23 protein-coding genes and 1 pseudogene are annotated in these 21891 nt (G+C 64.4%); 8 read left to right on the forward strand and 16 right to left on the reverse strand.

Features of this window, described 5'->3' with window-relative positions:
- Positions 1-188: 188 nt before the first annotated feature.
- Positions 189-1398, reverse strand: a pseudogene (locus AC4FWB_RS22385) (MFS transporter).
- Between the two features lie 178 nt (positions 1399-1576).
- Here AC4FWB_RS22385 and AC4FWB_RS22390 point away from each other — a divergent pair.
- Positions 1577-2170 (forward strand): hypothetical protein, encoded by a 594-nt coding sequence (locus AC4FWB_RS22390; protein ID WP_491028422.1) that lies wholly within the window; start codon positions 1577-1579, stop codon positions 2168-2170.
- 132 nt (positions 2171-2302) lie between these two features.
- Here the strand turns inward: AC4FWB_RS22390 and AC4FWB_RS22395 are convergent, their stop codons facing one another.
- Both AC4FWB_RS22395 and AC4FWB_RS22400 read right to left on the reverse strand, forming a co-directional pair.
- Positions 2303-2611 (reverse strand): DUF1244 domain-containing protein, encoded by a 309-nt coding sequence (locus AC4FWB_RS22395; protein WP_491028423.1) that lies wholly within the window; start codon positions 2609-2611, stop codon positions 2303-2305.
- Between the two features lie 34 nt (positions 2612-2645).
- Positions 2646-3443 carry an N-formylglutamate amidohydrolase gene (locus AC4FWB_RS22400; RefSeq protein WP_491028424.1) on the reverse strand — a complete coding sequence of 266 codons (798 nt, stop codon included), beginning with the start codon at positions 3441-3443 and terminating at the stop codon, positions 2646-2648.
- Positions 3444-3686: 243 nt separating this feature from the next.
- On the opposite strand from AC4FWB_RS22400, the gene AC4FWB_RS22405 reads away from it, so the two are divergent.
- On the forward strand, positions 3687-4175 hold the full coding sequence (locus tag AC4FWB_RS22405; RefSeq protein WP_491028425.1) for a DUF1036 domain-containing protein: 489 nt from the start codon (positions 3687-3689) through the stop codon (positions 4173-4175).
- The gene (pyk, locus tag AC4FWB_RS22410) at positions 4172-5599 is read left to right on the forward strand and encodes a pyruvate kinase (RefSeq protein WP_491028426.1); all 1428 of its coding nucleotides are present in this window, start codon (positions 4172-4174) and stop codon (positions 5597-5599) included. The genes AC4FWB_RS22405 and pyk overlap by 4 nt, the downstream gene beginning before the upstream one ends.
- A 60-nt stretch (positions 5600-5659) precedes the next feature.
- Here pyk and AC4FWB_RS22415 read toward each other — a convergent pair whose 3' ends face one another.
- The 3 genes from AC4FWB_RS22415 to ykgO form a co-directional block, all read right to left on the reverse strand.
- Entirely contained in the window at positions 5660-6727 is a 1068-nt protein-coding gene (locus tag AC4FWB_RS22415; protein WP_491028427.1) for an alpha/beta fold hydrolase, read from the reverse strand.
- A gap of 350 nt (positions 6728-7077) precedes the next feature.
- Entirely contained in the window at positions 7078-7689 is a 612-nt protein-coding gene (locus AC4FWB_RS22420; RefSeq protein WP_491028428.1) for a tetratricopeptide repeat protein, read from the reverse strand.
- A 158-nt stretch (positions 7690-7847) separates the two neighbouring features.
- The gene (gene ykgO / locus AC4FWB_RS22425) at positions 7848-7973 is read right to left on the reverse strand and encodes a type B 50S ribosomal protein L36 (protein WP_040974291.1); all 126 of its coding nucleotides are present in this window, start codon (positions 7971-7973) and stop codon (positions 7848-7850) included.
- A gap of 243 nt (positions 7974-8216) precedes the next feature.
- Between ykgO and AC4FWB_RS22430 the strand changes: the two genes are divergently transcribed.
- The gene (locus AC4FWB_RS22430) at positions 8217-8639 is read left to right on the forward strand and encodes a lysozyme inhibitor LprI family protein (RefSeq protein ID WP_491028429.1); all 423 of its coding nucleotides are present in this window, start codon (positions 8217-8219) and stop codon (positions 8637-8639) included.
- Positions 8640-8693: 54 nt separating this feature from the next.
- Here the strand turns inward: AC4FWB_RS22430 and AC4FWB_RS22435 are convergent, their stop codons facing one another.
- The 8 genes from AC4FWB_RS22435 to AC4FWB_RS22470 all read right to left on the reverse strand — a co-directional run bounded on the left by AC4FWB_RS22435 (position 8694) and on the right by AC4FWB_RS22470 (position 15199).
- A complete protein-coding gene (locus tag AC4FWB_RS22435; protein WP_491028430.1) occupies positions 8694-9770 on the reverse strand; it encodes a 5-(carboxyamino)imidazole ribonucleotide synthase in 1077 nt (358 codons plus the stop codon).
- The gene (gene purE, locus AC4FWB_RS22440) at positions 9767-10264 is read right to left on the reverse strand and encodes a 5-(carboxyamino)imidazole ribonucleotide mutase (protein ID WP_491028431.1); all 498 of its coding nucleotides are present in this window, start codon (positions 10262-10264) and stop codon (positions 9767-9769) included. The genes AC4FWB_RS22435 and purE overlap by 4 nt, the downstream gene beginning before the upstream one ends.
- 96 nt (positions 10265-10360) lie before the next feature.
- Positions 10361-11566: an aminotransferase class V-fold PLP-dependent enzyme gene (locus AC4FWB_RS22445; RefSeq protein WP_491028432.1), complete on the reverse strand. Its 1206-nt coding sequence runs from the start codon at positions 11564-11566 to the stop codon at positions 10361-10363.
- A gap of 20 nt (positions 11567-11586) precedes the next feature.
- Positions 11587-12048 carry a RidA family protein gene (locus tag AC4FWB_RS22450; RefSeq protein ID WP_491028433.1) on the reverse strand — a complete coding sequence of 154 codons (462 nt, stop codon included), beginning with the start codon at positions 12046-12048 and terminating at the stop codon, positions 11587-11589.
- 38 nt (positions 12049-12086) lie between these two features.
- The gene (locus AC4FWB_RS22455; RefSeq protein ID WP_491028434.1) at positions 12087-12881 is read right to left on the reverse strand and encodes an amino acid ABC transporter ATP-binding protein; all 795 of its coding nucleotides are present in this window, start codon (positions 12879-12881) and stop codon (positions 12087-12089) included.
- 4 nt (positions 12882-12885) lie between these two features.
- Positions 12886-13536 (reverse strand): amino acid ABC transporter permease, encoded by a 651-nt coding sequence (locus tag AC4FWB_RS22460; RefSeq protein ID WP_491028435.1) that lies wholly within the window; start codon positions 13534-13536, stop codon positions 12886-12888.
- Positions 13536-14201: an amino acid ABC transporter permease gene (locus AC4FWB_RS22465; protein WP_491028436.1), complete on the reverse strand. Its 666-nt coding sequence runs from the start codon at positions 14199-14201 to the stop codon at positions 13536-13538. Before AC4FWB_RS22465 ends, AC4FWB_RS22460 begins: the two co-directional genes overlap by 1 nt.
- Positions 14202-14326: 125 nt before the next feature.
- Positions 14327-15199 (reverse strand): transporter substrate-binding protein, encoded by an 873-nt coding sequence (locus AC4FWB_RS22470; RefSeq protein ID WP_491028437.1) that lies wholly within the window; start codon positions 15197-15199, stop codon positions 14327-14329.
- Positions 15200-15326: 127 nt separating this feature from the next.
- Between AC4FWB_RS22470 and AC4FWB_RS22475 the strand changes: the two genes are divergently transcribed.
- Positions 15327-16127: an IclR family transcriptional regulator gene (locus AC4FWB_RS22475; RefSeq protein ID WP_491028438.1), complete on the forward strand. Its 801-nt coding sequence runs from the start codon at positions 15327-15329 to the stop codon at positions 16125-16127.
- Positions 16128-16157: 30 nt separating this feature from the next.
- Here AC4FWB_RS22475 and AC4FWB_RS22480 read toward each other — a convergent pair whose 3' ends face one another.
- Positions 16158-16361: a YdcH family protein gene (locus tag AC4FWB_RS22480; RefSeq protein ID WP_067001951.1), complete on the reverse strand. Its 204-nt coding sequence runs from the start codon at positions 16359-16361 to the stop codon at positions 16158-16160.
- 251 nt (positions 16362-16612) lie between these two features.
- Here AC4FWB_RS22480 and AC4FWB_RS22485 point away from each other — a divergent pair, with 251 nt between their 5' ends.
- From AC4FWB_RS22485 to AC4FWB_RS22495, 3 genes are all read left to right on the forward strand, one after another.
- Entirely contained in the window at positions 16613-16792 is a 180-nt protein-coding gene (locus AC4FWB_RS22485) for a YdcH family protein (RefSeq protein WP_320223519.1), read from the forward strand.
- A gap of 283 nt (positions 16793-17075) precedes the next feature.
- Positions 17076-18326, forward strand: a complete 1251-nt coding sequence (gene ispG, locus AC4FWB_RS22490; protein ID WP_491028439.1) for a flavodoxin-dependent (E)-4-hydroxy-3-methylbut-2-enyl-diphosphate synthase — start codon at positions 17076-17078, stop codon at positions 18324-18326.
- A 4-nt stretch (positions 18327-18330) separates the two neighbouring features.
- The gene (locus tag AC4FWB_RS22495; protein ID WP_491028440.1) at positions 18331-19185 is read left to right on the forward strand and encodes a lytic transglycosylase domain-containing protein; all 855 of its coding nucleotides are present in this window, start codon (positions 18331-18333) and stop codon (positions 19183-19185) included.
- Positions 19186-19426: 241 nt separating this feature from the next.
- Here the strand turns inward: AC4FWB_RS22495 and AC4FWB_RS22500 are convergent, their stop codons facing one another.
- Complete coding sequence (locus AC4FWB_RS22500) at positions 19427-21760, reverse strand: response regulator (RefSeq protein ID WP_491028441.1); 2334 nt, start codon at positions 21758-21760, stop codon at positions 19427-19429.
- Positions 21761-21891: the final 131 nt, after the last annotated feature.

The following is a 21891-nucleotide window of genomic DNA, read 5'->3' on the forward strand; positions in this document are numbered from 1 at the left end:
GACGCAGCGGCGTGAGACGGGCATTCTTATGGATGTTCATTCGGACCCTCCGGCGAATCTGAAGCGTGGTAACTCCAGTCTCCTCGGTCAGGTCCGAATGGACAACCTTCTGAAAGCCCACAGCTAGAGCATGATGCCGAAAAGTGTGAAGCGGTTTTCGGATGACATCATGCTCTATTTCTCTGATCTTAGAGCCGGATGATTTCAGGTCGATCCGACCTGAAATCATTCGGCTCAGGGGCGAATTCTGCCCGGTGAGCAAGGCTCGCCATCAACAGCACGACGACCAGCAGGCCGGAAAGCGCGATGAAGATCGGGCCGAAGCTCGAGCGCTCCGCAACGAAGCCGATTGCCGACGGCGCCACCAGAATGCCGGAATAGCCCATGGTGGTGACGACGCTCATGCCGGTGCCGGAGGACATGCCTTCCTGGTTGCCGCCAGCCGAGAACAGGATCGGTACCATATTGGCGATGCCGAAGCCGCAGAAGGCGAAAGCGGCGATGGCAAGCCAGGGCGAGGGCGAGAGGGCCGGCCACGAACATGCCGGCGGCGGCGACGAGCGCCGAGCCGCGCAGCGTCGCCACCGCGCCGAAGCGGTTGCGCACGCCGTCGCCCAGGAAGCGCATCAACGCCATGACGCCGGAGAAGGCGGCATAGGCGAGGCCGGCAATCGCAAGGTCGGCGCCGATCTCCTGATGGAGGTAGAGCGCCGCCCAGTCGAGCACCGCGCCCTCGGAAACCATGGTGAGCAGCGCCATCAGCCCGACCAGATAGACGATCGTGTGCCGCGGCAGCGCGAATCTCTGATGTTCGGCGGCCTGCGGCTTTCCTTCCGCGATGAGGTAGCGAACAGCAAAGGCGATCACGGCGAAGGCGACCGCGGTCACCACGATCGCATGGGCGAGATAGCCGTAATTCTGGATGGTGTAGCCGCCCAACGCGCCGCCGGCGAAGCCGCCGAGGCTCCAGAAGCCATGCGATGACGACATGATGGCGCGGGACAGTCTTCTTTCCACCACCACGGCATTCGAGTTCATGGCGACGTCCATGCCGCCGATCGAGCCGCCGAAGACAAGCATGGCGATTGCCGCCAGTGGCACGTTGGGCGCGAGCGCCACGACCAGCAGGCCGAAGCTGCCGCAAAGGCCGAACCAGCGTAGCACCGGGCGCGAGCCATGCCTGGAAATGAGATGGCCGCACCAGGTCATCGCCATCACCGCGCCGACGCCGAACAAAAGGATCAGCAGGCCGAGCGTGAATTTCGAAATGTCCAGCCGGGTGAGAAACACCGGGATCTGCGGCGCCCAGCTGCCGGTGAGAAAACCGTTGGCGAGGAAGATGCCGGCGACGGCCCAACGGCCGCGGGTGGCGGCCTGCATCGTGGTTTGCGCGCCCATGGTCGAGAATCCGCTGCGAAAATGGCTTTGGCGGCAAATTAGATCGATTCAATTTTCAGCCAAGCGCTGCCGGCCGAAAGTGCTTGGGCCAAGCCACGTCAGCAATCCGGCGCTTCCCGTCCGCGCGAGAACGCGGCACAGTCTGGTCCCCATTTCCCGGACATCACAGGACCGCCGCATGACCGCTCTGCTTCCCGCCGAACTCGCCTGGTACGCCACCGGTCGCTTCTACCGCGCCAAGGACGGCTCGGTGGCCGACTACGGATATTTCCTGCATCTGCCCTTTCGCGACGTGCCAATGTTCGATGGCCAGCGCGCCGAGACCACCGCGCATTTCACCTTCGCCGCAAGGCCATTCAAGGCCCAGGGGATCGACAATGGCGCGCTGTCGCTCGGGCTCGACCCGGTGGGGGAGTTCTCGCTTTATCTGCAACGCCGGCCGATGGGGACCTTCGACGATCCGGCTTCATTCGAGCAAGGCGAACGCATCGCCACTTTCCGTCGCACGAGCCTGGTGGCGGGCACGACGGTCGCCGTCTCGGCCGGCGCGACGATGGTGCAACTGATCGGCACCAACGTGTTCTCCGCGCGTATGGTGGGAAGCAGCACATTTGAGTTCGGCGGCGGCCGCCACGATCTCGCGCACCATCTGGGTGAGGGCATCACCCAGTTCGGCACCTCCGCGGCCACGCCCATCGTGCCGCCGCCGGCCGGTTATGATCTGGTGTTGCCGTTCACGGGGTCGGCCATAGCGCTGGGCCGAGCCGGGTAGGGGTCTCAACGCGCAGGATCGAGGCCTCCGTTAGAGCAATTCCAGGAAAAGTGTGAAACGGTTTTCCGTCCGGAATTGCGTCAAAACAACGAGATAGAGCGGTTCGCCGTTTCCGTGAAACGGTGAAACGCTCTAGTGATCCTTCGGCCGCCTCGCCTCGAACTCGGCCTTCTTGGCCTCGGAGGCTTCGGTCTGGTTCAGCGCCTGCCATTCGACATAGGGCATGCCGTAAATGATCTCGCGCGACTGGTCCTTCGACAGTGCGACGCCGTCGGCCTCGGCGGCCTCGCGATACCAGTTGGACAGACAGTTGCGGCAGAAGCCGGCGAGGTTCATCAGGTCGATGTTCTGGACGTCGCCGCGCTCGCGCAGGTGCTCGACCAGCCGGCGGAAGGCGGCGGCCTCGAAATCGCGTTTTTTCTCTTCGCTGAGTTCGGTCATTGCTTGGAACTCCGTGGGCCTTTCCAGGCCTTCTTCAGACCGGCCCGGTGCGCGAGCCGAACATTTTCACCTGGTGTATATCGGCACGGCGGTCGATGGCGTCAACGATCGGGGCCAGCCGCTCGGCCCATGCAAGCGCGCCGGCGCGGTCGGCGATCAGGTCCTGGCGGATCTCGATCAGCGCATGGGCATAACCGTTGACGATGGCGTGGCGGAACATGGTGTCGCCGCGCAAAGCGCCGTCATAGGGTTCGTTGTCGCCGACGACGAGGTTCTTGTCTTCGGCCAGCATATCGATCAGCGGCCGCGCCACGCGATCGTCGCGGTCCCAGAGGATGCCGACATGCCAGCGGCGGATGAAGCCTTGCATGCGCGGGGTGAAGGAATGCACGGAGAAGATGAACGGCGCCTTGCCGGAGGCGTGCGCCACCGAGGAAATCATCGCGCCGACGGCGTCGTGGTAAGGCCGGTAGAAGCCGTCGAGCCGTTTTTCCCGTTCCTCTTCGGCCATGGGATAGTTTCCCGGCACGATGGTGCCGTCATAGAGCTGGCGGATCAGCGTCGGGTCGTCCTCGCCGCGGTTGGGGTCGATCAGAAGCCGCGAGAAGCCGGCAAGCACGGCCGGCGCATCGAGCGCCGCCGCCAGCTCGCGCGTCACCGTCTCGACGCCGATGTCATAGGCGATGTGGCGCTCGAACTCCGCCGCCGGCAGGCCGAGGCTGCCATACTCGTCCGGTATGTCGCGGCGGGCGTGATCGGCCAGAAGCACGATGCCTTTCTTGCGGTCGCCCTCGACGATGTCGAAAGGCGCGAAAACTGTGGATCGGGTCATCGGCTGAAAACGGTCGGTCGCTGGTGTCCGGGCGGGGTGGTATCGTCATTCCACGAAGAGGACGCAGGTGCAATGCCGTTGTTTGGCCACGGTTTCTGCAAAAAATCCCGGATAGGACGACTTATCGTGCGCCGGGCCCTTCTAAATCGATTGGAATTGAACAAAACGGCGCGTTGACATGCGCCCGGAGTTTGCTGAAAAGGGCTTCGAGAGATGCAGATGTGGTTCGCGAAGGGATATGGAATGGGTTTTGCCGGCAGGCTGCGCAAGCGCCTGACCCTGCCGCTCCTGATCTTTGGCGCGGCCGTGTTCGCGCTTTGCGTGACCTCGCCGGCGCGCGCCGACTTCCGCGTCTGCAATGCGACACAAAACCTGGTCGGGGTCGGCATCGGCTACCGCGCCAAGGCCGGCTGGATCACCGAAGGCTGGTGGCACATCGAAGGGTCGACCTGCAAGACGCTGATCGAGGGTCCGCTGTCATCAAGGTTTTACTATCTTTATGCAGAAGACGCCGAGCGCGGCGGGCGTTGGGACGGCCCGATCAACATGTGCGTCGCCGAAAAAGAGTTCAAGATTGCCGGCGTGAATGATTGCGTCGCCCGGGGCTTCCAGCGCGCCGGATTTCAGGAATATGACACGGGCGAGCAGGCTAGCTGGATGGTCCAGCTGACCGACGAGCCCGCAACGGGAGGCGCGCCAGCGACCCCCGCCCCGGGAACAAACAGTCAATGAGACGTAACCGCAAGGTCAAGATCCTCGCCACCATCGGCCCGGCTTCCTCGTCCGAGGAGATGCTGCGAAAGCTCTTCGAAGCAGGCGCCGATGTCTTCCGCATCAATATGAGCCATACCGACCACGAGCTGATGCGCACGCTCGTCGGCCGCATCCGCGCCGTCGAGGCGGCCGTCGGCCGGCCGATCGGCATCCTCGCCGACCTGCAGGGGCCGAAGCTCAGGGTGGGCAAGTTCGCCAACGTCAAGGAAGCGCTGACCGTCGGCCAGACCTTCACGCTCGACGACAATCCGGAGCCCGGCACGTCCAGTCGTGTCTACCTGCCGCATCCGGAAATCCTGAGCTCGGTCGAGGCCGGTCACCGTCTTTTGATCGACGACGGCAAGCTGGAGCTGAAGGCGATCAAAAGTGACGGCAAGTCGATCACCTGCAAGGTCGTCGCCGGCACCGGCATTTCCGACAAGAAGGGCGTCAGCCTGCCCGACACCGATCTGCCGGTCGGCGCGCTGACCGAGAAGGATCGCGCCGATCTCGACGCGGTGCTGGCGGCGAGCGTCGACTGGGTGGCGCTGTCCTTCGTGCAGCGGCCGGAGGATCTGGCGGAAGCCCGCAAGATCGCGCGCGGCAGGGCGCTGATCATGGCCAAGATCGAGAAGCCGCAGGCGGTGGCCCGCCTGCCCGAGATCATCGAACTGTCGGACGCGCTGATGGTCGCCCGCGGCGATCTCGGCGTCGAGATGCCGTTGGAGGCCGTGCCCGGCATCCAGAAGCAGATCACGCGCGCGGCGCGCCGCGCCGGCAAACCGGTGGTGATCGCCACCCAGATGCTGGAATCGATGATCACCGCGCCGGTGCCGACCCGCGCCGAGGTCTCCGACGTGTCGATCGCCGTGTTCGAGGGCGCGGACGCGATCATGCTTTCGGCCGAATCCGCGGCAGGCGCCTATCCGGTCGAGGCGGTCGCCATGATGAACCGCATCGCCACCAAGGTCGAAACCGACCCGACCTATGCCGGCATCATCAACGCGCAGCGCTCCGAGCCGGAAGCGACCGGAGCGGACGCGATCTCGCTCGCCGCGCGCGAGATCGCCGAGACGCTGAAGCTGTCGGCCATCATCACCTACACCGCCTCGGGCACCACCGGCCTGCGCGCCGCGCGCGAGCGCCCGCAGGTGCCGATCGTGGCGCTGTCGCCGATCGTCAACACGGCACGTCGGCTGTCGCTGTTGTGGGGCACGCATTGCGTGGTCTCGGAGGATGCCATCGACCTCGACGACATGGTGGACCGCGCCTGCCGCATCGCTCTCGACGAAGGCTTCGGCAAGCCGGGAGACCGGGTGATCATCACCGCGGGCGTGCCGCTCCGGACCCCCGGCTCGACCAACATGCTGCGGATTGCGTATGTCGGGTCGGAAACTCACTGAGGTGTGCCGATATTCAGGTGAGGCCGGCCTGCGAAGTGCGGCTTCCTGCGCTTCCGGTGCTCAGCCCGGCGCCAGCTCCGCATCCGGCACTTTGAGCTCGGGGCATCTGCCGGCGCCCTGAGCGTCGCCGGCGATGCGACCTTCCACCGTCCTGGCCATCGCCTCCAGATCGATATCCTTGCCGGCGGCCTTCTCGATGGCGCCGACGACGAGGTCGGGCGCGATCCAGTCAGGCTTGTGGCCGAGGTTGCGGACCCAGACCAATTCGGTGCCGGGAATGTCGCGCCCGAGGCCGATGGAATGGATGGTGGCGTAGACAACTTTGTCGCGATCGCCGGAGATGACGACCGTCGGGGCTTTGATCTCGCTGTAGCCGGGCGAGGCCTCGAGCACATAGTCGTAGAGCTGGGCCACATCGATGGCGTTGGCGCGGAAGGCACGCGGCCGCAGCACGAGCGGGATCGAGGTAGTCTCGACATAGCCGTCCGGCACCTTGTTCGGTGAGAAGACGCAGGCCGTGGCGCCGCCAATCTGCAGCATGCCCGCAGGATGGGCCAGAGTCTGCGAAAACAGCCAGCCGACAATCGGAGTCGCCGTCAGCTTGTAATACCAGGCGGTCGCGCCGCCTGGCCAGGGATGGCTCACGGGCGCCAGGAAGACCAGGCCGAGCGTCTTTTCGGGATGCGCGCGGGCAAAGGCGGTGGTGATCGCACCGCCGAAGGAATGGCCGACGATGATCGCCTTTTCGATGCCGAGGCGATCCATCAGCGCGGCGATGGTATCGGTCTGCGCCGCCAGCGTTTCGTTGTTGCCCGGTCCGCGTTCGGACCAGCCGAAGCCAGGCCGGTCGAGGAACAGCATCTCGGCGCGGCCTTCGAGCAGGGGCTTCAGCGGCAGCATCTGATCCTTGAGGTTGGCGCTGGCGCCATGGATGAAGACGATCGGCGGCAGATTGACATTGGCGGCGGCCGGAACGTGGACATAGTGGATTCGCGCTCCGTTGATGTCGGCGAATTCGCCGACCGGCGGATTGCGGCGCTCGATCAGCCAGGCACCGGCACGGCTGATGCCGGCGAGGGCGAAGATGAGTGCGATGAGGAAGAGAAACGCGGCGCAGATGAGGTTCATGCGGAGGAAGTACGGGGCGGATTGGAATTAGTTTGCGAGTGAGTGACTTTGACAGGTTACAGGCCGGTTGGCAGCCGGAATTTCAATGATCGCTTGTGCGCTGGAGAACCTTTGAGACGCCGGCGGGACAGCGCCCCCCTCTGCCCTGCCGGGCATCTCCCCCACTTGGGGGGAGGTCGGATGTCGCGCCGGCTTTCGCCAATCGCCAACATTGCAGGGAATGGCGCTTCGACGAAGCTGCCAATCTCCCCCCTTGTGGGGGAGATGTCCGGCAGGACAGAGGGGGGCGCGAAGGATCGCGACCTATCCCGATGGCTCTTCGCTAAACACAGGTGAAGCCGGTTTGCCCCTCAAATGCCTTCGCCGGCAAGCTCTTCGGAAAGCACCGAGACCTGGTCCTGGGCGCTGCGCATCATCGGATAGATCGTAAGCACCTTCTGCCAGGCTTCCAGCGCCGACTGCTTGTGGCCGGTTTCGGCCATGATTTGCGCCAGGCCGGAAAGCGCGCCGAAATGGCGCGGTTCGAGCTGCAGGGTGTGGTCGATGTCCGACATCGACTTCCCATAGTTCTTCATCAGGAAATGCACCGTGGCGCGGCGGTTCCAGCCTTCGGCATAGTCGGGCTGCAAGGTCACGACCTGGTCGAGGAAATCGAGCGCGACGTCGAATTTCTGGTCTTCCGTCGCCTTCTGCGCCCACTGCATCATCAGGTCGATCGAAGCGCTGCCGGACTGGTTCCACTCGCCCCAGATGCGGCCGGCGATGCGCTCGGCGGCCTTTTCGTTGCGCTCGCGTCTGAGATCGGCAAAGAGCTGGTCGAGCCGTCCCTGCCTGGTCGCAGCGACTGGCGGCGGTGTGATGGCGGGCGGCGGGGTCGCGGCGGGCGACTTGGCAGGCTCCTCAGCCCATCCGGGCATGCCGAAGAGGAGCAGGGCGGCGAAAGAAGCAAAAAGAATCCGCATCGCCGGAATCTAATGCCGGACGGCGGATCGTCAAAATGATTTTAGCGTGAAAGGGCCGGCGAACCGGCAATCGACATCAAGCGGGCGCGGCCTTCCATGTCGTTCGCCCAAAACCGCTACGCACTTTTGGGCGACATGCATCAAGCCGCGCGCAAGGGTCAGCCCTGGCGCGCCTTGTAGCGCGGAGCGGTCTTGTTGATGATGTAGATGCGTCCCTTGCGGCGAACCAGCCGGTTGTCGCGGTGACGCGCCTTGAGCGCCTTGAGCGAATTCTTGATCTTCATGGTCTTGCCTGTTCGGTCGGGGCCCGGTCCCGGGCCGAATTTTAAAGGCGCGCCCGGAAAAAGCGCGCCTTTGAACTTGCGTGGCTCATAAACGAGGAGCCTTGCCCATGTCAACCGCAAGCGCGGCTTGAATGCCGCAAATGGCGCGAGACATCAAATATTCGCCATCCGTATCGCGCGGCATTGTGCGACTCAAGGGCGGCTGGGATGGTGCGGCCGACGCAAAGCGATTGGAGATCCAGCATGCGCCGCCTCTTTCTGTCAGCCAGCCTCGTCCTTCTGGCAACCGTTCCGGCCGCCTGGGGGCAAGAATGCGACCGCAGCGACGACAGCCAGTCGATGATGACCATTTGCGCCAACACCGACTATGAGGCGGCCGATGCCAAGCTCAACGCCGCCTACAAGGATCTCGTCGGCGACAATAGCGAGAAGGCCAACAAGCTGCTGCAGACGGCACAGCGCGCCTGGATCGCCTTCCGCGACGCCGAATGCGCCTATTCGACCGCCGACAGCGAGGGCGGCTCCATCCATCCGATGGAGGTTTCACAGTGCCTGACGGAGCTGACCAACGAGCGCACAAAACAGCTCACCTCAGGCCCCAATTGCCAGGAAGGCGATCCGAGCTGCGCCAGCCCGGACGAGGGCGAAGATCAGGACATTCAGTGATTTGTTTCACGCAATTCCGGACGGAAAACCGCCATGCATTTTCCTGGAATTGCTTCAGCCCCAGCGGCTGGTCCGCGTGAAGTGGCCCATCTTGCGGCCAGGGCGCGATTCCGCCTTGCCGTAGAGATGCAGCATCAAGTCGGGCTCTGCGAGCAGCGCCGGGACCTTCAGAATGTCGTCGCCGACCAGGTTTTCCATCACGCAGTCGGAATGGCGGGCGGGTGAGCCGAGCGGCAGGCCGGCGACGGCGCGGATATGCTGCTCGAATTGCGAGACGACGCAGGCGGCCTCCGTCCAGTGGCCGGAATTGTGGACGCGCGGCGCCATCTCGTTGGCCAGCACCGAGCCGTCGGCGAGGACGAAGAACTCGACGCCGATGACGCCGACATAGCCGAGCGCCGCGAGGATTTTTGCCGCCGCCTCCTTTGCTGCCGCGGCCGTTTCGGCCTCGATTGAGGCCGGTAAGGTCGAGCTGCGCAGGATGCCGTCGCGGTGGACGTTCTCCGCCGGATCGTAGGCGGCGACACTTCCGTCAAGTCCACGCGCGGCGATCACCGAAATCTCGCGCTCGAAGGCGACCAGCGATTCGAGGATCAGCGGCACATTGCCCATCGCCTCGCAGGTGCCGGCAAAGCCGCCGGTTTCCATGTTGCGGAAGACGCGCTGTCCCTTGCCGTCATAACCCAGGCGGCGGGTCTTCAGCACGCCGCTGCCTTTGAATTTCTTCAGCGCCACCGTCAGCTGATCGTCATTGTCGACGGGGCAGAATTCGGCCGTGGGAATGCCAATGCCGTTCAGGAAGCTTTTTTCGGTCACGCGATCCTGCGCGACCTCGAGCGCGCGGGCAGGTGGATAGACGGGAACGCGCGCGGCGAGCGTTTCCACCGCTTGAACCGGGACGTTTTCGAACTCATAGGTGACAACGGCGCTGGCTGCTGTCAATTCGGCAAGCGCCGTCGAATCATCATAGGCGGCGACGATCTGCCTGTTGGCGACCTGCGCCGCTGGGCAATCGGCCTGCGGCTCCAATATGATTGTACGGTAGCCGAGGCGAGCGGCGGCCATCGCCAGCATGCGGCCAAGCTGGCCGCCGCCGATGATGCCGATGGTCGATCCCGCAGCGAGATTCACGGCGTGTCCGCCGGCTCGGCGGCGACCTTGGCGGTCTGGGCGGCGCGCCAGGCGTCGAGCCGGGCGGCGAGTTTTTCATCGTTCAGCGCCAGGACCGCGGCGGCGAGAAGGGCCGCGTTGGCAGCGCCCGCCTTGCCGATCGCCAGCGTGCCGACCGGGATGCCCGCCGGCATCTGCACGATGGAGAGCAGCGAGTCCTGGCCGGACAACGCCTTGGATTCGACGGGAACACCGAAGACGGGCAGCGGCGTCATCGCCGCCGTCATGCCGGGCAGGTGCGCCGCGCCGCCGGCGCCGGCGATGATCACCTTGTAGCCGGCCGCCTTGGCGCCCTTGGCGAATTCATAAAGACGGTCGGGCGTGCGGTGCGCGGAAACGATCAGCCTTTTGTGCGGAACGCCCAGCGCGTCCAGCGTTTCGGCCGCCTGGCGCATCGTCGCCCAGTCGGACTGGCTGCCCATAATGATGGCGACGTCGGCACGCTGATCGGTCAAGGTTTTCGCTCCCGGCGGCAAAGGCGCGCCTTAGCGGAATTCGCCGACAGCCGCAAGGATTGTCGCGGCTGCCGGCAACGCCGATGCTGATAGCGCCTAGTCCGGCCAGCGCAGCGCGCCGGCCGAATCCTTGCGCGCCGCTTTCATCGCATCCGCAGGGCGGTCCTTCGCCGTCAGCACGGCGCGCAGCCGTTCGGCCACGACCTCGGCCTCGCCGGGATGGAGGTTGCAGGGGTCGAGGAAGAAGTGTCCGCGCTCGACCTCATGGTTGCGCACGATGACCGGCGGCGAACCGGCGGCGAGCGCCGAGGCAAGGCCGGCAGCGGTGAAGCGGCTTTCCGGGCGAACGAAGACCTGAAGACGGTCGAGCGGGTTGGCGGTCGGGTCGGGCACGATCTCAGCGCCGATGCCCGGAATGCCCTGCAGCGCTTCCTTCCACAGATTGAGCGCCGCTTTCTCACGCTGGCGGATGCCGGCATGGTCGCGCTTTTCCCAGGCCTCAAGTGCGGCCATCGTGCCGGCGATGCTCTCCTTGCCGACCTTCATGGCCCGCGCGACGCCGCGGTTCTGCAGATAGGCGGCGCGGACCAGATCCTTGCGGCCGGTGACGATGCCGCTGGTCGGGCCACTGAGGAATTTGTGGCCGCTGTAGACGACGATGTCGGCGCCGCACGCCAGGAAGCTCCGCAGATCATATTCCGAAGCCGCGTCGACGATCACCGGAATGTTTTTGGCGTGACAAATCTCGCAGAACTCCTCCAGCGAAAGCATGCCGTACTGCACCGTGTGGTGCGCGACGACGTAGAGCGCCGCCACCGTGCGCTCGTTGATCGCCTCGCGTACGTGATAATCCTGCGTGACGCTGACGGTGCCGGCCGGAATTACCTTGGCGCCGGCGACGCGGATCGACTGGTCGATCGGCGCGCCGTAGTTGACGATATGGCCGAGCTGGATGACGACCTCGGACTTCAGCCCTTCGGTGTCGTCCGGCAGGCGTTCGATCGCCAAAAGGTTCGTTCCGGTCATCGCGCCGGCGATCGCCATGGTGATGCCTGAGGCGCAGCAGGCGGTGATGAAGCCGGCCTCGCCGCCGGTGAGGCGCGCGACGACCGCGCTCGCGGCGCGCTGCAAATCGTCCATCTCCACCCATTGCGAGGCGATCTCGGCCATGGCGCTGATCGCTTCGGGGACGATGATCGAAGCGCCAAGCGCGGTCATCGTGCCGGAGACGTTGATGATGGGCCTCAAGCCCAGCCGCTCGCGGATCGTGGTGTTGGAGCCGGTGTCGGAATAGGTTTTCATTTGAGTGGACTCCCTGAAAGTCAGGCGGCGATCTCGACGACCGCTTCGATTTCGACGGTGATGTTTCCAGGCAGCGAGCCGACGCCGATCGCCGAGCGCGCATGGCCGCCGATCTTGTCGAAGACGTCGGCGAAGAGATCGGAGCAGCCATTGACCACTTTCGGATGGTCGCTGAAGGTCGGCGTCGCGTTGACGAAGCCGAGCAGTTTGACGACACGCACGATACGGCCGAGGTCTCCCGCTGCCGCGTGCATGACGGCAAGCAAATTGAGGCCGGTGAGGCGGGCATGCTCATAGGCCTCTTCGACGGTCACGTCCTCGCCGACCTTACCCGTGCAAAGCGTGCCGTCGGCGCGCAGCGGCCCCTGGCCTGACAGGAAGATCAGCCGGCCGCTCTCGGCATGGGTGACGAAGTTGGCGATGGGCGTCGGCGGCTCGGGCAGCGTCAGGCCGAGTTCGGCGAGCCTGATGTAAGGCGTCATGGAAGAATGCTCCTTGGATGGTTTTTTGCCATCCGATGTCAGAATTGCGAGGCGCGGAAGCGCGCCAAAAACGTGCGGAGGCGCTCGTTTGTCGTCTCCGCGGCGAGGACCTGTTTCGGCGGGCCGACGGCGCTGACGCCGCCATCGGCCATGAAGACGATGCGGCTGGACGCGTCACGGGCGAAGGCCATCTCGTGCGTCACCATCACCATGGTCATGCCGTCCTCGGCGAGGCTCTTCACCACGGCCAGCACCTCGCCGACAAGTTCGGGATCGAGCGCAGAGGTGATCTCGTCGAGCAGCAGGATTTTTGGCTCCATGGCGACGGCGCGGGCAATGCCGACGCGCTGCTGCTGGCCGCCGGAAAGCTCCGCCGGCAGGCTGTCGGCCTTGTGAGCGAGGCCGACGCGTCCAAGCCAATGTTCGGCCATCGAGCGCGCTTCGGCATTGCTCTTGCCGCGCACCTTGGTGAGGCCGAGCATGATGTTGCCGGCTGCCGTCAGATGCGGGAACAGGTTGAAGCTCTGGAACACCATGCCGGTCTCGGCGCGCATGCTGGCCAAGTCGCGCTCGCTGCGCCGCTGGCGCGTGCCGCCGTCGCGAAAACCAACCTCCTTGCCGTCGATGCGGATCGAACCGCTGTCGTAACTTTCGAGGAAGTTGACGCAGCGCAGCAGCGTTGTCTTGCCACTGCCGGACGGGCCGATGACGGTGACGACCTCGCCCTTCGCCACCTTGAGGCTGACCGAGCGCAGCACCTCGACGGAGCCAAAGGATTTCGAGACCTCGGCAATGTCGAGAAGCGCTGGGCTGTTGTTCGAACTGGTGGCCATCGTGCTATTCCCGGATGAAGGCAAAGCGCTGTTCCAGCCGGCGGCTGGCGTAAGAAAGCGCGTAGTTGACGGCGAAATAGATGAGGGCGCCGAGGATATAGAGCGGCATCGCCTCGTAGGTGCGGCCGATGACCTGGTTGATGGCCTGCATCAGATCGGTGATGCCGAGCAGCGAGACCAGCGCGCTGCCCTTCACAGCGTCGGTGACGCCGTTGATCCAGGGCGGCAGGAAGCGGCGGAAGGCCTGCGGGAAGATGACGTAGGCCAGCCGCTGGCGGAAGGTGAGGCCGATCGCCATCGCCGCCTCCGACTGGCCTTTTGGGATCGAGGCGACCGCACCGCGCAGATATTCGACGACCTGGGCTGTCTTGAACAAGGTCAGCGCCAGCACCGCGGCCCAGAAGGACTGGAGGTGAACGCCGACGGCAGGCAGGCCGTAATAGACGAAGAAGATCAGCACCAGGATCGGGATGCCGCGAATGGTGTCGCTGAAGATGCGCACCGCCCAGCGCAGCGGCGCGGGGCTGTAGACGAGGCCGACGCCGAGGATGACGCCGGCAATCAGCGACAGCACCACGACCAGCAAAGACACCCAGAGCGTCAGCGCAAAACCTTCGGCGAGGAACGGCAGGGCATAGGCGATCTGGCCGAGCATCAGCGCGCCGTCCTGTACCAGCGCTCGACAAGTCGCAGCGCGAACAGAAGAGCGTAGCCCGTCACCAGGTACATCGCCGTCACGACGAGGTAGACCTCGACGATGCGGAAAGTGTTGAAGTTGATCCACTGCGCGCCATAGGTCAGCTCGGGCACCGAGATGACGGAGGCGACGGACGTGTCTTTGAACAGCGAGATGAAGGTGTTGGAGAGCGCGGGCAGCGTGATACGCATCATGGTCGGCAGGCGCACATGGATAAGCCGCTGCCAGGGCGTCAGGCCGATCGCCTTGCCGGCGTCGATCTGGCCGCGCGGCACGGCCTCCAGGCCGGAGCGGAACACCTCGACCAGATAGGCGCCGCTGTAGAGCGCAAGCGTCGCCACGAAGGAGGTCTGCGCGCTATAGGCGACGTCGACGACGGTCGGCAGGCCGTAGAAGACCAGATAGACCAGCAGGATCAGCGGCACGTTGCGGATGAATTCGACATAGGCCGCGATGATGCCGCGCACGACGCGCCCGGCCGAAACGTACCAGACCGCCAGCACCAGGCCGATGACGATGCCGATGGCGATCGAGATCACGGCAAGCTCGAGGCTGAGCAGCAGGCCGCCCGAAAGCTTGTCGAAATGCCGCCAGATCAGGTTGAAATTGAGCGTATAGCCCATGCTTCCGTCTCAATGGCCCGCGGTGACGGATCCAACATCCGCCACTCGCCAAGCCCGTGTCGAGGAGAAACGGGCGGAAGGAGGGGTTTCGGCACCCTTCCGCCGGCTTTTTTCAGATGGGCTTGTCAGATGATTGGGAAGCCCGGGTGGCGCGGCGGCGGCTCCTGGCCAAAATATTCCTTGAAAGCGGCATCGTAGAGCGCCGTCTCATGGCCGAACATGGCGATGGTGAAGGTCTGGTCGACGAAGGTCAGCCAATCGATGTCGCCTTGCCGGAGCGCTGCGCCGTAAAGCATCGAATACCAGCTTTTGCCGGCGTCGAAATATTTGTCCGGATTGCGCGAGGCGAGCCAGCGTACGGTGGAGAGATCGACGGCGGCGGCGTCGACGCGCTTCGATTCCAGCGCCTGCAAGACGTTGGCCTGGGTGTCGATCTGCATGACCTGCGCCTGCGGCAGGGCGTAATGCACCGAGGTTTCGGCATCGACATTCTGCAGGATCGAGACGCGGGTGGCGGAGCCGCCCGCAAGCAGCTTGTCGAAGGTCTTGTTCTCGGACGAAGGCAGCGTCAGCAGCGCGACGCCTTCGACATAGTAGGGCCTGGAGAAGTTGATGAGCTGCGAGCGCTGCGCGCTCATGGTCATGAACTGGATGGTGATGTCGACCTTGTTGGTGGTGACGTTCGGAATGCGCTGCGCCGGATCCTGCATGACGAACTCGACCTTGGTCGGATCGTCGAAAAGGCCCTTGGCGAGGATGCGGCCCATGGTGATGTCCATGCCGACCAGCTCGCCGGCATCGTTCTCGAAATGCCAGGGCGCATTGGTGCTGCCGGTGCCGACGATCAGCTTGCCACGATCGAGCACGGTGCGCAGCACGCTGTCGGATGCGGCCTGCGCGGCTGCCTTTTCGGCGCTGGCCGCGGTGAGCGCGCCGGCGGTAGCAAGTCCCGCCATTCCCAATTTCAGAAAATCACGTCTGCCGGATCTGTCGTTCACGGCGACCTCCTTTGATGGTTATTCCCCAATGAAGCAGCGATGCATGCGCCAATGGTTGATAGGTATTGTCTCTTATAAGAGACGCATGTATCCTGTACAAGACAGATACTAGCATCAGGAATCGACAATGCAAGACGGCGAAACGCTCACCGAATGGCCGGCCGTTGGCACGGACGAAGAGAAGCCCGCGAACTCGCGCGAGAAGGGCCTGAAGCGGGTGCTGGACATTCTGGAGTTCCTGCACGCCACGCAGCGCGCGATCGGCATCGGCGAGCTGGCCAAGGGGCTCAACGCGCCGCGCTCGACGACCTACACGCTGGTGCGCGAGCTGGTCGATGCCGGGCTGCTGGAGATGGCCGGCGACGGCAACCGCGTCTATTTCGGCAAGAAGCTCTACCTCTATGGAATGGCCTATATGCGCGGCAACGACCTGTTGCGGCGCGGACGGCAGGAGGTCGACACGCTGTCGCGCGAGACGGGCGAGACCTCGGAGCTGTGCATGCTGCAGAGCGGCCGCTACACGATCGTCCATTCAAGCCCGGGCACCAGGCCGTTCCGCATCAGCTCCGCAACCGGCCTGCAGATTCCGCTTCCGTGGACAGCGTCGGGAAGGCTGCTGCTCGCCGGCCTGGAACGGAGCCGGATCGAAGCCATGATCTCGCAGGACGATCTCGTGTTGCCGGACGGCCGCAAGATCGAGCTCGACGATTTCATCGACGACATCGCAAAAGCCCGCGTCACCGGCTATTGCGTGACGTCGGGCCTCGTCGACGCCTATACCAAATGCCTGGCGGCGCCGGTCTTTTCAGCGCCCGGCAAGGTCGAGGCGACGATGTGCCTGGTGGTTCCGATCGACACGTCGCAGGAGCTGACAGGCGAACTGGTCGCGCTGCTGCGCGAACGCGCGGCGCGGCTTTCGATCTCGTGATCCAGCTTATGCTGAAAGGGAAATTCCCGCTCAGGCGATAATGTCAGGGATGATGCGATCTTCGAGCGCCATCAGCCGGTCTTTCAACATCAGCTTCTTCTTCTTCATGCGCTGGATCTGCAGCGGGTCGCAACCCATGGCGATCATCGCATTGATGGCGGCGTCGAAATCGGCGTGTTCCTGTTTGAGCCGGGAATATTCTAGGCGTATTTCAGCCTGTTCCTGTTCGGACATTATCTACCGTCTGCGTATGCGTCGCCCAGGGATGGGCCTTTGGGCGGGGCCGGTGGGGTTTGTGACTTGTCGGTCTTGTCACCGGCGCGCCGCTGATATCACATTTCACATTGTCGTGGAATGCTACCACACGGCATTCGACATCGAGATTGGTTGGTGGCAGACTGTCATTGTGCCGTCACAGTAGCGACCTGCGGTGGACGTGCCTGCGACGGCTGCAATCGAGGAAACCATGAAAGGGAGAACCAATCATGTCTCTTGCATCCCATCTTGATGAGCTGCAGCGGAAGCACGGCGACATCGAGCGCGAAATCACCGATGCGATGACGCATCCTTCGGTAGACGACCTCGAAATCGCCAATCTCAAGCGGCGCAAGTTGGCAATCAAGGACGAGATTGAAAAGCTGAAGGCGAAACCGACGGCACACTGAAGCTCCTCTAGGCAACACGCGCCCATCATTTTGCGGCGCGACCATCCCGGTGGCTGCTATGCCGCCGGCGTCTGGATTTTTTAACTGGATTTTTGGCCAGTTTCGGCAGCGGCGGCGTGGCTTGGACGCCTTCGAAGCCGAACCAGGATCTTGTGGTCTCGGCAGCCGGTCAGGCAGCCGATTTGACTGGCCACTTGTCCGTTGCCATTGACAAGCCTTCTTTGCTCCTCCACCTCATGCCCGGACCCTTGAGCAGTTCTGCTCCAAGCAAAAGGCGGCCGGCATGACCGGATATTTTTCTTCTCCTTTCCCGCGCCGGGCATCTGTCGGCGTCGACGTCGGCGGCGTGATGGTCGGCGGCGGCGCGCCGGTCGTCGTGCAGTCGATGACCAACACCGACACCGCCGATGTCGACCAGACCGTCGCCCAGGTCGGGGCGCTCCATCGCGCCGGCTCGGAGATCGTGCGCATCACCGTCGATCGCGACGAGAGCGCCGCCGCCGTGCCGCGCATCCAGGAAAGGCTGTTGAGGCTCGGCGTCAACGTGCCGCTGGTCGGCGATTTCCACTATATCGGCCACAAGCTGCTCGCCGATCACCCGGCCTGCGCCGAGGCGCTGGCGAAATACCGCATCAATCCCGGCAATGTCGGCTTCAAGGAGAAGAAGGATCGGCAGTTCGCCGCGATCGTCGAGATGGCGATCAGATACGACAAACCGGTGCGCATCGGCGTCAACTGGGGCTCGCTCGACCAGGAGCTCTTGACCCGGCTGATGGACGAGAACCAGGCCCAGGGCTCGCCGCTTACCGCGCAGGAAGTCACCCGCGAGGCGATCGTGCAGTCGGCGATCCTGTCGGCCGAGATGGCGGAAGAGATTGGGCTTGGCCGCGACAAGATCATCCTGTCGGCCAAGGTGAGCGGCGTGCAAGACCTGATCGCCGTCTATACCGAGCTTGCCACACGCTCCGACCATGCGCTGCATCTTGGCCTGACCGAAGCCGGGATGGGCACCAAGGGCATCGTCGCCTCTTCCGCGGCGATGGGCATCCTCCTGCAGCAAGGCATCGGCGACACGATCCGCATCTCGCTGACGCCGGAGCCGAACGGCGACCGCACCCGCGAGGTGCAGGTGTCGCAGGAACTCTTGCAGACCATGGGGTTCCGCCAATTCGTGCCGATCGTCGCCGCGTGCCCCGGCTGCGGCCGCACGACGTCCACCGTGTTCCAGGAATTGGCCCAGAGCATCCAGGCCGACATCCGCAAGAACATGCCGGTGTGGCGCGAAAAATATCCCGGCGTCGAGAACCTCAAGGTCGCGGTGATGGGCTGCATCGTCAACGGCCCGGGCGAATCCAAGCATGCCGATATCGGCATTTCGTTGCCGGGCACCGGCGAAACGCCGACGGCGCCGGTCTTCATCGACGGCAAGAAGGCGGCGACGCTGCGCGGCCCCTCGATCGCGCAGGATTTCGAGAAAATGGTCGCCGACTATATCGAGCAGCGGTACGGACACGGCAAAGCCGCGGCGGAATGAGCCCATGCGTCGTTTGTTGAAGGCGACGCTTTTCCTGCTTTTAGGGCTGAACTCAGCCGGCCAGGCGCTGGCCGATCCGCCGCAATCGGCCGCCAAACGGCTGATTTCCCGCGTCTGCGATTTGATCGAGACTGAGGCCGAGCAAAACAGCCTGCCCAAGGATTTCTTCGCCAGGCTGATCTGGAAGGAGAGCCGCTTCGATCCCAATGCGGTCAGTCCGGTGGGCGCCGAAGGCATCGCGCAGTTCATGCCAGGCACGGCCAAGCTGCGCGGGCTTGCCGATCCCTTCGACATCGGGCAGGCCATCCCGGCTTCGGCGAAATATCTTGCCGAGATGAAGGTAGGCTACGGCAACCTCGGCCTCGCTGCGGCCGCCTACAATGCCGGCGAGAACCGGGTGTCGCGCTGGCTCTCCTCCGGCGGCTTCCTGCCAATGGAGACGGAAAGCTACGTCTTCGACGTCATGGGCGAGCCGGTCGACAAGTTTTCCGACGCCGCTTACGCCGGCGCCATCCAGCCGCTCGATCCGAAGACGAGCTTCGCGGTCGCCTGCCGCCGGCTGCCGGTGATCATGTCGCAGACCGTCGCCATGGCCTCGATCAACGTCAAGCCGTGGGGCGTGCAGGTGGCCGGCAATTTCCGCCGCTCCGCTGCGATCGGCCAGTGGCTGAGAGTCCGCGGCCGCTTCCCGGCTCTTCTGGCCAGCCATGATACGGTGGTGAGCCGCGTGCGCACGCCCATCGGCCGGCGCGGCATCTATGCGGTCAGGATCGGCGCCGACTCGCGGGCTGAGGCCAACGGCATTTGCGGCAAGCTCCATAGCGTCGGCGGCGCATGCGTGGTGCTGCGCAACCGGTAGGCGACACCGCAAAGAAAATTGGAGATGCTGGCGGGACAGCGCCCCCCTCTGGCCTGCCGGCCATCTCCCCCACTTGGGGGGAGATTGGACTTCGCCTCGGCTTTCACCAATCACCGGCGTTGCAGAATTGGCGGGGCGCGGAAGCTGCCGGTCTCCCCCCAAGTGGGGGAGATGTCCGGCAGACAGAGGGGGGCGCGAAGGAACTCGGCGTCAGGTCGTTGTCGCGACCTGATCCTTAACCTCAAGCCGTCTTCGCCGTCACCGTCTCGCTGAGCCAGGTGCCGATCTTGGCGCCGAGGCGGTCGGGCGAGACCGGCTTCGGCAGGTAGTCGTCCATGCCGGCCTCGATGCATTTTTCGCGGTCGCCCTTGAGCGCGTGCGCGGTGACGCCGATGATCGGCGTATGGCTGCCGTTCTGCCCTTCGATCGCGCGGATGGCGCGCGTCGCCTCATAGCCGTTCAGCTCCGGCATGGAGACGTCCATCAGCACCAGCCGCGGCCGCAGCGAGCGGTACATCTCGACCGCGGTGCGGCCGTTGCCGGCGATGCGGTAGCTCAAGCCAAGCCCGTTGAGGATCTGGCCGAAGACCAGCTGGTTCACGTCATTGTCCTCGGCGATCAGGATATCGATCGGGCCGCTCGGCGCTGCAGTCGATTCCGGCGCCGTGGGGACCGGAACGGCCGGGCCGCGGATGACGGTGAAAGCCGGTGGAGCTGCCTGGGCCACGGCCGGTTCGCGCACGAAATGCGCCTTGGCGCCCTGCGTGCGCGCCTTCTGGATGGCGGAGATCACGGTGCCGAGCAGCACCGCCGAGCGCGCTGGCTTGGTGAGATGCGCGACGATGCCGAAATCGATCACCATCCTGCCGAAATCGACCTGGTCGACCGAGGTCAGAAGCACGACCGGAATGGAAGAAAGGCGGTTGTCGGCGGCAATGGCTCTGGCGACATCGGCGCCGTTCATGCCGGGCATCTGATAGTCGAGGATGATGCAGTCGACCGAGGCGCCGAGCTGGCAGGCACGGTCGAGGAAGGCGAGGCCGACGGCGCCGCTTTCGGCGGCGGCGCAGTCGAAGCTCCAGCTTCTGAGCTGCTCCAGCAGGATCTCGCGGTTGACGGGGTTGTCGTCGATGACGAGCACGCGCGCGCCGGTGACGTCGACCGGCACGATCTCGTCGCGCGCGCCCTGCTTATGCACCGGCAGCGGCACGGCGAACCAGAAGACCGAGCCGCGGCCGATCTCGCTTTCGACGCCGATCTTGCCGCCCATCAGGTCGACCAGGCGGGCGGAGATGGCGAGGCCGAGGCCGGTGCCCTCGTGGCGGCGGGTGGACGAGCCGTCGACCTGGGCGAATTTCTCGAACACGCTCTGCAGCTTCTCGGCCGGGATGCCGATGCCGGTGTCCTCGACGCGGACCTTCAACTGGACCGCGCCGTCGACGACATCGCCGCCGACATCGATCAGCACATGCCCCTTCTCGGTGAACTTCACCGCGTTGCCGAGCAGGTTGGTGACGATCTGGCGGAAGCGCCCGGCATCGCCGACGACGAAGCCCGGCAGGCGCGGATCGACGCGTACGATGAGCTCGAGGTTCTTTTCGGCAACGCGGGCCGACACCAGCGTCGCCACGTCCTCGACCGCTTCGGCCAGGCGGAAGGGAGCGGGGTCGAGCGTCAGCTGGCCGGCATTGATCTTCGAGAAATCGAGGATGTCGTTGATGATGGTGAGCAGCGCGTTGCCGGATTTGACGATGACGTCGGTAAAGGTCTTCTGGCGCGGCGTCAGCTCGGTCTTGGCAAGAAGCTCGGCCATACCGAGCACCCCGTTCATCGGCGTGCGGATCTCATGGCTCATATTGGCGAGGAATTCCGACTTGGCGCGGTCCGCCGCCTCCGCCTTGAACAGCGATGCGGCGGTCTCGGCGAAGGCGCGGCGGATCGCATTCTCCATCGGCCGGAAGATCAGAACCGCGGCGACGGCGATCACGGCAAACAGCAGGCCGCTCGCCCACAACAACAACCGGTCGCTGGAGGCGTCGGCGAGGCGCCGCTCCTCATCGAGCGCGGTGCGCACGCGCACCAGCATCGGCTGGGCGAAAAGGTCGTTCTGGTTGCGGATCTCGCGATAGCTCCATTCGTCGACTTTCTGGGCCACCGACATCAGGTTGAAATTGCGCACCATGTCGCGCGTCGACCAGAACAGGTCGCCGTTCACCGAAGCCGATTCCAGCGCGTTGAGAGTGCCGCTCGACAGGCGCGGTCTGATCGCGGCAAGCTGCGCGTTGAGGATCTCGATCTCGCCCATCAGGCGTTCGGAATGGCCGCGCGCGGCGGCGGTCAGCGCATCGCGGGTCTCGGCCCGCCAGGCCGTTCCCGTCGTTTCGGCGAAATTGGTGGCGTTGCGCAGATCGCGGGAGAAGACGACGAAATTGCCGCTGAGAGCGTCGACTTCGTGGCGGTATGAATTCACGCGGTTGAGCGCGAACATGACGGCGGCCGAGGCCAGCGCGAAAACCAGCAATCCTGAAAAGTAACGAATCCGGATCGACCGGATGAAGGAGGAATATTCCGGCATGCGCAACCCCAAACCCATACGCACGATTTTAACGGTCGGGATTACGCTTGATTTACATTAAGATTTCGTTGGCGCCGCCAGGATGACCGATGCCGGGATCAAGTGAGGCGGGCCACGCAGCAGGCGGCCCG

This window comes from Mesorhizobium sp. LEGMi-168a (assembly GCF_058312955.1).

What these genes read in the sequence shown, in the direction of transcription:
- AC4FWB_RS22480 (WP_067001951.1), bottom strand. Translation starts at nt 16,361, where the DNA reads ATGTCCGAACAGGAACAGGCTGAAATACGCCTAGAATATTCCCGGCTC.
- ykgO (WP_040974291.1), bottom strand. Translation starts at nt 7,973, where the DNA reads ATGAAGATCAAGAATTCGCTCAAGGCGCTCAAGGCGCGTCACCGCGAC.
- AC4FWB_RS22450 (WP_491028433.1), bottom strand. Translation starts at nt 12,048, where the DNA reads ATGACGCCTTACATCAGGCTCGCCGAACTCGGCCTGACGCTGCCCGAG.
- AC4FWB_RS22465 (WP_491028436.1), bottom strand. Translation starts at nt 14,201, where the DNA reads ATGGGCTATACGCTCAATTTCAACCTGATCTGGCGGCATTTCGACAAG.
- AC4FWB_RS22445 (WP_491028432.1), bottom strand. Translation starts at nt 11,566, where the DNA reads ATGAAAACCTATTCCGACACCGGCTCCAACACCACGATCCGCGAGCGG.
- AC4FWB_RS22415 (WP_491028427.1), bottom strand. Translation starts at nt 6,727, where the DNA reads ATGAACCTCATCTGCGCCGCGTTTCTCTTCCTCATCGCACTCATCTTC.
- AC4FWB_RS22475 (WP_491028438.1), top strand. Translation starts at nt 15,327, where the DNA reads ATGCAAGACGGCGAAACGCTCACCGAATGGCCGGCCGTTGGCACGGAC.
- AC4FWB_RS22390 (WP_491028422.1), top strand. Translation starts at nt 1,577, where the DNA reads ATGACCGCTCTGCTTCCCGCCGAACTCGCCTGGTACGCCACCGGTCGC.
- AC4FWB_RS22420 (WP_491028428.1), bottom strand. Translation starts at nt 7,689, where the DNA reads ATGCGGATTCTTTTTGCTTCTTTCGCCGCCCTGCTCCTCTTCGGCATG.
- AC4FWB_RS22460 (WP_491028435.1), bottom strand. Translation starts at nt 13,536, where the DNA reads ATGCTCGGCCAGATCGCCTATGCCCTGCCGTTCCTCGCCGAAGGTTTT.
- pyk (WP_491028426.1), top strand. Translation starts at nt 4,172, where the DNA reads ATGAGACGTAACCGCAAGGTCAAGATCCTCGCCACCATCGGCCCGGCT.
- AC4FWB_RS22495 (WP_491028440.1), top strand. Translation starts at nt 18,331, where the DNA reads ATGCGTCGTTTGTTGAAGGCGACGCTTTTCCTGCTTTTAGGGCTGAAC.
- AC4FWB_RS22430 (WP_491028429.1), top strand. Translation starts at nt 8,217, where the DNA reads ATGCGCCGCCTCTTTCTGTCAGCCAGCCTCGTCCTTCTGGCAACCGTT.
- AC4FWB_RS22405 (WP_491028425.1), top strand. Translation starts at nt 3,687, where the DNA reads ATGGGTTTTGCCGGCAGGCTGCGCAAGCGCCTGACCCTGCCGCTCCTG.
- AC4FWB_RS22485 (WP_320223519.1), top strand. Translation starts at nt 16,613, where the DNA reads ATGTCTCTTGCATCCCATCTTGATGAGCTGCAGCGGAAGCACGGCGAC.
- ispG (WP_491028439.1), top strand. Translation starts at nt 17,076, where the DNA reads ATGACCGGATATTTTTCTTCTCCTTTCCCGCGCCGGGCATCTGTCGGC.
- AC4FWB_RS22395 (WP_491028423.1), bottom strand. Translation starts at nt 2,611, where the DNA reads ATGACCGAACTCAGCGAAGAGAAAAAACGCGATTTCGAGGCCGCCGCC.
- AC4FWB_RS22500 (WP_491028441.1), bottom strand. Translation starts at nt 21,760, where the DNA reads ATGCCGGAATATTCCTCCTTCATCCGGTCGATCCGGATTCGTTACTTT.
- AC4FWB_RS22400 (WP_491028424.1), bottom strand. Translation starts at nt 3,443, where the DNA reads ATGACCCGATCCACAGTTTTCGCGCCTTTCGACATCGTCGAGGGCGAC.
- AC4FWB_RS22455 (WP_491028434.1), bottom strand. Translation starts at nt 12,881, where the DNA reads ATGGCCACCAGTTCGAACAACAGCCCAGCGCTTCTCGACATTGCCGAG.